A 6,349-nucleotide genomic window follows, 5' to 3' on the forward strand; every position below is an offset into this window, starting at 1 on the left:
GGTTGCGAATTTGACTATTATTACTATCATGGCCTTTGTCCTTATTGCAGTAATCCTGATATGGGTATGGGCAATAATCCTATGGGTATAGGTAATAATCCACATATGGGCATGGGCAATAACCCGAATATGAATATTGACAATGATCCTCCTCCCCAGCCAGGCTTTGTGTTTTTTCCGGAACTGTTGCTGCCAACTTCTGAACTTGGACTTTTTCCGGAACTAGCATTTTATCCCTAAGTAACTGATAGTGTTGCTTACGCTCAAGGGGAGAGCATAGGCAACAATGACGGGTAATTCTTCTATCCCCAATATGTATAAAAATAAGCAGGCTGATTTGGCCTGCTTATTGATTTTGTTTGATGGCGGTATATATTCAACGAGCAGATTTAGTGAATTTTGATATTTCCCTGACTTTTTTGTTTGTTGTGCTGTTTCGGCAACGTCACAGTAAGAACAGCGTCATTAAATTTTGCCTCAATCTTGTCTTCCATGACATTATCTATATATAGACTGCGTTGGAACTGCCCATATCGTCTTTCCCGGCGGACATAGTTTTCGCCTTTTAATTGCTGGGTTTCGTTTCTTTTGGCAGAAATAATTAAATACGGGCTTCTATATTGTAAGTTAATATCTTCCTTTTTAACCCCTGGCAAATCGGCTTCTACAATATATTCGTTTTCGGTTTCCCGAAGATCTACGCGGAAGTCCGCCATTTTTCCTAGCGGCAGTAAGCTATCTTCGAATAGACCATGCATGAATTGATCAAAGTATTCTCCAGTTGGCAAATTGGTATTGCGAAATGGTACCAATCCAAACATGACCATATCCCCTTTCTTTAGATTGTATATTTTATTTATAGTATGCTAAGTTTATAAGATTTTAATGATGTTTGGCCCCTGATTTTTTTAATGAATCTTAGCGCTGGTACTGTAATAAGTAGATTAGGAATACTTTTAGTTGTCCATTTTAGGTTGCAGATGTTTCCAGTAATCTCCACTTTACAACACCGAACATTTGTTCTAAAATGTAACTTACAAACATATGTTCTATATTGGGGTAATGAAATGTCTCGAACTATTTTGCATGTTGATCTTAACAATTTTTATGCTTCCGTAGAATGTTTATATAATCCGGCGATTCGTGACAAACCTGTCATTGTTTGTGGTGATGCTGAAGCACGGCATGGTATAGTGCTTGCTAAAAACCAAATTGCAAAATTGGCAGGAATCAAAACCGGTGATGTGATATGGGAGGCTCGGCTAAAATGTCCGGGCGTCGTTATCGTGCCGGCCGATTTTCGCAAGTATCTTAGGTTTTCACGGCAGGCCAGGCAAATCTATGCAGAGTATACTGATCAAATTGAGGCCTTTGGTATTGATGAGTGCTGGCTTGATGTCACTGGCTCATTACAACTGTTTGGAACTGGTCAGGCCATTGCCGATAGCATCCGGGAGCGTTTTAAAAACGAACTAGGATTAAGCGCATCTGTGGGTGTTTCATGGAATAAAATCTTTGCCAAGCTTGGCAGCGATATGCAGAAACCTGATGCTACTACCGTCATTACCGAGGACAATTATCAGGATAAGGTTTGGCCGCTTCCAGTCGGTGAGTTACTCTATGTTGGCCGGTCAACTCGGCGTAAGTTGGAAAACAGGGCAATATATACCATTGGTGATTTGGCTAAAGCAGATAGTAAGAGCTTACGGCTGCTATTAGGGGTCTGGGGGGAAACACTATGGAGTTTTGCCAATGGACTTGACTCGACACCAGTCCGGAAAAGTGCCGAAGCAAGCATTATCAAGTCTGTGGGTAACAGCACTACTACTGTTAGGGACTTGATGAATAACACAGATGTCAAATTAATTATGTATGTGCTGTCCGAGAGTGTTGCGGCTCGGCTTAGGCAACACGGTTTGAAATGTAGAACCGTGGCAATCCATGTGCGAGACAGGGATCTATATTCGTTCGACCGGCAAGGCAAACTTGCTGCTCCCACCTATTTGAGCAATGATATTGCCGAAAAGGCGATGGAACTCTTTCTTGCCAATTATGACTGGCATAAGCCGATTCGGAGCTTAGGTGTCCGTGCCGCTGATGTAATAACAGCTGTTGGACATATTCAGCTTGATTTATTCGCTGGTGATAGCTTAGAGGCTGAGGCGTTAGCCCAAACCATTGACAGTCTGCGTCAACGCTTCGGTTATTACAGTGTGTTGCGGTGTGCTATGCTGCTTGACCGGCAGCTTACAGGGTTCAATCCGAAGGATGAGCATATTATTCATCCTGTATCATACTTTAGGTAGGTGAACATATGGGGAAGGTATATGTAGAGGTAGTCGCAAAACATGATTTAGAGGGCAGAATTAGGCCCCTTTCCCTGATATGGGAGGACGGACGCAGGTTTGTCATTGATAAGGTGCTGGATGTCCGTATGGCTGCATCCCTGAAGGCTGGCGGTCAGGGAGTAAGGTATACCTGCCGGGTATGTGGCAAGCAGGTATATTTATTTTGTGATGATGGTAAATGGTTTATAGAATGCGATTATACTTAGCCAACCAGACATGAACATAGTAAACTACTTAAAACGACCAGTACTTACCCTAACATGGTATTAGACTTGAAATCCAGTAATTTTGCCAACCATTATGTTGGCTTTTTTTGTTATAATCAGTTCACATAAGCTGTTGGCCGCATATTATGTAATAAAGTGAATGTTAGGAGGCTGCTAAATGGATATATTTTGCCGGGAAGTCAAGCCTTATGAGTGCCTGAATATGCGGCGGGTTCAGTTCTGGCTTAGAATCATGAAAGAGCATTCCCTATTTATGAAACTCGGCTTTGCCTGTTCTGACCGGGAGCTTATTTGTCAGGCGGAAGAATTTTATAAGGTGTTTGAAGACCTTGAAAAACAGTCATGCACGATTCAGTGTGAAGAAGAGTTTGCGGCTTTCGTTAATCGAATTATGGTTGCCGTTAAAAATCTTTTTGCTTTTAAACGGCATGTTCTGCATTTGCTTATTGAGTGTCAGATTGGGGGCTATAATTATCCGTTACTGATCGATCATATTTCCCGCGAAGCCATGTATTTTCTAAAACTTCTCCGGAAAATCCAGGATGGTGATATGCAACATCCTGTTGATTCCATTGTTAGTGACAATGTATTTTGGCTCAGACATATGGCAGACCATGCTAGGTTTATTGCCGGTTTGCTTGACCCTTCGGAGCGGGGGTTTGTCGAGCAAGCTAATGCGTTTGCTGTTCAGTTTGAGCAATTACAGCTTCAGGCACGTGACCTTGACAGTATATTATGGAAATATCGTCCTAATAATGACCTTGTTCGGTTTGAAAGCGATGTAACCAAAGCCACCATGCAAATTCGGGATTTTAAAGAGGCTGCGAGAAATTTGATTTCAGCTTGCAAAGTCGTATCGTTGATACCGCCGTTACTGGCAGATCATGTCCTGAGGGAAGCAGAATACTTTTTAGAAGTTCTTGAGCAAATACAACACGATATTCCGAACATGATTGGCAAGATAAGTACCTGTGATTACTAGACTGGCAAAATTCTTAGCTTGTATAATCATTAATTGAAAAATGCCTGGCCAGAGAATAGGTAATGGTCAGGTGTTTTTGTTATTTTCTATTAATTCCTAATTTTTGCAGGATTAGATAAAAGCAGCGAGAATAGTAAAGTATGTAAAAAGAATAACTTACTCCTGAAGGAGGCTCGCTCATGTCTAAACAGATTTGTGAATTGGCTTATCAGGGGGCATCAACGGCTGTAGGCCTTGCAGAAAAGCTCCTTAAGGAAACCATTGAAAAACATGGTGCAGAGGCGCCGGTTAAGTATCCTGATACGGCGTATAAGCTGCCAATTGTTACCGCCTTAAGCGGCGAAGACATAACCACATTAGGTGAGATCGTCCCTGTTTTACAAAGGATTAAGGAAAATAACCTGCGGCCAGAACCAGAATTGGGTAATGCGTTACTCGCTGGTGAAGCCACCTTATATGCCGGTGAAATTATCGAGGCATTACGTTATGTCGGTAATGACCAACCGGACGAAGCTCCGTATACTGGTTTTTTACCTGACCGTATTTTAAGAAAGTGCGGCGTGCCGCTAGTTGATGGCACTATTCCCGGTGTTGCCGTTATTACTGGTAAAGCCAAAGATGCCAAAGCAGGTGCCGCTCTGGTAAAAGACCTGCAGTCTAAAGGTATTCTGGTTATGCTGGTTAATGATATCATTGAACAGTGTATTGCAGAAAATATCAAAGTGGGGTTAGATTATTTGACCCTTCCGCTGGGTAAATTTACTCAGATTGTGCATGCGGTTAACTTTGCTGCTCGTGCCGGTTTGGCCTTTGGCGGTGTTCCCAAGGGTGAGCGTGAGCGGATGCTGGAATATCAAAAGAACCGTGTGCCTGCTTTTATTATCGCTTTGGGTGAACTGGATGCCGTTACAGTGGCAATTGGTGCCGGTGCGCTGTTCATGGGGTTCCCCATTGTTACTGATCAGGCATTGCCACCAGAATTGCAAATTCCAGGACTCTTAGAAGCTCAGCCTGACTATGATAAAATTGTTAAACTGGCGTTGGAGCTTCGCAATATAAAACTTAAAATTGTGGATATTCCGGTTCCAATTACTGTCGGACCGGCGTTTGAAGGCGAAACCATCCGCAAGAAAGACGCCTGGGTGGAATTTGGCGGCGGTCGCTCACCTGCCTTTGAGCTTGTTCGCATGATGGACGCTAACCATGTGGAAGATGGTAAAATTGAAGTTATCGGACCAGAAATTGATGAGATGTCTGAGGGCAGTGTATTCCCCTTAGGGATTATGGTTGATATTTATGGCCGTAAGATGCAGGAAGATTTTGAAGGCGTGCTGGAGCGCCGTATCCATTACTTCATTAATTATGGCGATGGTTTATGGCATGTTGCCCAGCGTGACCTGTGCTGGGTCAGAATTAGCAAAGGGGCTAAAGAAGCCGGGTTTAAGATCCGTCATTTCGGCGAATTGTTAATTGCCAAGTTTAAATCCGACTATCCTGCAATTGTTGACAGGGTGCAGGTAACACTTATTACTGATGCCAAAGTTATTGAAGAAAAAATCAGTATTGCCCGCGAAAAATACCAGGCGCGTGATGCCAGGTTGAAAGGTCTTACCGACGAATCGGTCGATACTTTCTACTCTTGCACCTTGTGCCAGTCATTTGCCCCTAACCATGTATGTATTGTTTCGCCAGAGCGTGTAGGGTTATGCGGTGCAGTAAGCTGGCTTGATGCGAAAGCTTCCAATGAGATTACTCCGACAGGTCCGAATCAGCCTATCCTCAAAGGCGAATGTCTTGATGAAGTAAAAGGTATGTGGAAGAATCTGAATGATTTCCTCTATACTGCGTCTAACCGCACGCTGGAGGCCGTCAATTTATATACTTTGATGGATAAGCCAATGACTTCTTGTGGGTGTTTTGAGGCCATTATGGCGGTATTGCCTATGACCAATGGAATCATGATTACTACTCGTGAGTACGCGGGTGAAACACCTTGCGGTATGACTTTTTCAACCTTGGCCGGTACTTGCGGCGGCGGGGTGCAGACACCCGGCTTTATGGGCATTGGCCGCCGTTATGTTGTGAGCTCTAAGTTTATTCCGGCAGACGGTGGTTTGGGCCGGATTGTCTGGATGCCGAAAGAATTAAAAGAGTATCTAAAAGACGATCTCATTGAACGGGCAGTGCAACTTGGGTTAGGAGCCGATTTTATTGACAAGATTGCCGATGAAACAGTAGGCACTACGGAAGAAACCATACTGCCTTTCTTAGAAGAGAAAAAGCATCCGGCTTTGACGATGCCGCCGCTGATGTAATTACTATTGGGATGAAATAAAGGAATTAACTCGCAGCCAATTGGCTGCGGGTTAATTCCTTTATATATGAAAGCGTATCGGGGCTTATGTAGCAAGAGGACAACTAGGAGGCGTAATTCATGATGCTGGCAGTACTTGGTTTAGCGACTGTGGTCGTATTACTGGCCGTTATTATATCCAAACGGATGGCACCGATGGTGGCACTTATAATTGTGCCACTGGTTGCCGCTGTTATTGGTGGTTATGGGTTCGACGTGGGAAAGTTCGTCATTGCGGGAATACGAAATGTTGCGCCGGTGGCAGCAAACTTCGTTTTTGTCATTATGTATTTCGGGGTGATGATGGATGCCGGGATGATTACCCCGGTTATTGATAAGACATTGAGACTCATTGGCGAAGACCCTGTAAAAATTGCGGTGGGGACAGTCTGTCTTGCTATGCTGGTTCACTTGGGAGGGGCAGCGCCTGTAACCTTCC

Annotated in this window: 6 protein-coding genes and 1 pseudogene; 6 read left to right on the forward strand and 1 reads right to left on the reverse strand. The window is 43.7% G+C overall.

Annotated elements, in window-relative coordinates; translation table 11 throughout:
* The coding region (locus AC29Z1_RS10345) for a hypothetical protein (protein WP_488271386.1) at positions 1 to 240 on the forward strand (240 nt) is incomplete at its 5' end.
* A gap of 149 nt (positions 241 to 389) precedes the next feature.
* Here AC29Z1_RS10345 and AC29Z1_RS10350 read toward each other — a convergent pair.
* Complete coding sequence (locus AC29Z1_RS10350; RefSeq protein ID WP_488271387.1) at positions 390 to 821, reverse strand: Hsp20/alpha crystallin family protein; 432 nt, start codon at positions 819 to 821, stop codon at positions 390 to 392.
* A gap of 246 nt (positions 822 to 1,067) precedes the next feature.
* Here AC29Z1_RS10350 and AC29Z1_RS10355 point away from each other — a divergent pair, with 246 nt between their 5' ends.
* The 5 genes and pseudogenes from AC29Z1_RS10355 to AC29Z1_RS10375 form a co-directional block, all read left to right on the forward strand.
* Positions 1,068 to 2,306 (forward strand): DNA polymerase Y family protein, encoded by a 1,239-nt coding sequence (locus AC29Z1_RS10355; RefSeq protein ID WP_488271388.1) that lies wholly within the window; start codon positions 1,068 to 1,070, stop codon positions 2,304 to 2,306.
* Positions 2,307 to 2,314: 8 nt separating this feature from the next.
* Positions 2,315 to 2,554, forward strand: coding sequence for a hypothetical protein (locus tag AC29Z1_RS10360; RefSeq protein WP_488271389.1), 240 nt, complete (start codon positions 2,315 to 2,317; stop codon positions 2,552 to 2,554).
* Between the two features lie 178 nt (positions 2,555 to 2,732).
* Positions 2,733 to 3,557, forward strand: a complete 825-nt coding sequence (locus AC29Z1_RS10365) for a DUF2935 domain-containing protein (protein WP_488271390.1) — start codon at positions 2,733 to 2,735, stop codon at positions 3,555 to 3,557.
* A gap of 179 nt (positions 3,558 to 3,736) precedes the next feature.
* The gene (gene acsB / locus AC29Z1_RS10370; RefSeq protein ID WP_488271391.1) at positions 3,737 to 5,872 is read left to right on the forward strand and encodes an acetyl-CoA decarbonylase/synthase complex subunit alpha/beta; all 2,136 of its coding nucleotides are present in this window, start codon (positions 3,737 to 3,739) and stop codon (positions 5,870 to 5,872) included.
* 119 nt (positions 5,873 to 5,991) lie between these two features.
* Positions 5,992 to 6,349, forward strand: a pseudogene (locus AC29Z1_RS10375) (citrate transporter); the annotation flags it as partial.

This window comes from Sporomusa sp., assembly GCF_057736855.1.